The following is a 1,187-nucleotide window of genomic DNA, read 5'->3' as shown; positions in this document are numbered from 1 at the left end:
CGCGCCTGAAGGCTGGCGTTGGGCGGTCTATCAGCGCCACCACAGATGAAGGCAGCGCACTCCAGCGCTCGTTGTGTGGGCAGGCACCTCGGGCATCCTGGAGGCTCCGTCCATTCACGCCGGATGATCTGCTCTCGATGCCTGGTGGCGATGCGTATGGCCCATTCTTCGCGCATAGAGGCTCGTTGAAGGATGGCATAATTATTGACAGATAGTATGTGTATAAACTTTTTGTATACCGTGTATTCTGATTATCTGTCAATTATTTACAGGACACCGACAGATGGGAACGCGTGTGGTATAGTAAGAGTGAGCGATGCGTGATCGGAGGATCGTCTATGGGCACACGAGAGGCTAGATGTGCAATTCGCATGGGATGACGAAAAGAATGAGATAAATATCCAGAAACATGGCATCGATTTTGCTGATGTTCATGTGATGTTTCAAGCTCCAATGCTCGTTGATATCGATGACCGTACCGAGTATGGCGAAGAGCGTTGGATTGGTATTGGCCCACTCTACACCATTATCGCAGTGGTAGTCTATACCGAGCGTGAACATGATACCATTCGTATCATTTCCGCACGAAAGGCGACGAAATATGAGCGACAACGCTATGAACAAGTACACCCGTACTGATTGGGCGCGACTCGCGCAGCAGACGGATGACGACATTGACACAAGCGATATTCCACCCCTCACCGAGCAATTCTTTGCGCGTGCGAAGTTGCTCATCCCGCGAGACATGATTGATCGAACGATACAAATCGATGCGGATATTATGAAATGGTTTAGGGATCAAGAACAAGATTCCACGCAATCAATCAATCATGTGCTTCGCACATACATAGAATCGCAAAACGTATAACTCCGTACCCAGTACGTACCGTAGTCGCTACGGTTATTGCGGTATGCCAAAAAAACTATATGACACTTTCGATGGAAATAGCTCTTCATAATCACGTATACAAAGTATAGCGTGTCAGCCCGCCCGCCCAACATCGGCTCGCAGCGGACGCCGCTGGCGCGGCCTCAAACCTGGCGGTTTCTATCACGTTGCCTCGTGCCGTCGCTCGTCGCGATCTATACGCCCGCCAGCGGCGCCGCTGAAGCCTGGCGTTGGGCCTCCGCAGCGATTATGGCCCATACCGGGCAAGACCGGACAGTCGGACAGCCGGACAGAGCCG

2 protein-coding genes are annotated in these 1,187 nt (G+C 51.8%); both read left to right on the top strand.

What is annotated here, in order from left to right; all coding sequences use genetic code 11:
- Nucleotides 1-360: 360 nt before the first annotated feature.
- On the top strand, nt 361-639 hold the full coding sequence (locus K2Z83_RS28570) for a BrnT family toxin (protein ID WP_220598566.1): 279 nt from the start codon (nt 361-363) through the stop codon (nt 637-639).
- A complete protein-coding gene (locus K2Z83_RS28565; protein WP_220598565.1) occupies nt 617-868 on the top strand; it encodes a BrnA antitoxin family protein in 252 nt (83 codons plus the stop codon). The genes K2Z83_RS28570 and K2Z83_RS28565 overlap by 23 nt, the downstream gene beginning before the upstream one ends.
- Nucleotides 869-1,187 lie beyond the last annotated feature (319 nt).

The organism is Oscillochloris sp. ZM17-4 (assembly GCF_019599295.1).
Taxonomy (GTDB): Bacteria; Chloroflexota; Chloroflexia; order Chloroflexales; family Chloroflexaceae; genus Oscillochloris.
This window is presented reverse-complemented; position numbering and strand designations above follow the sequence as displayed.

Coding starts and splice junctions, on each gene's coding strand:
- K2Z83_RS28565 (WP_220598565.1), top strand. CDS start 617: ATGAACAAGTACACCCGTACTGATTGGGCGCGACTCGCGCAGCAGACG.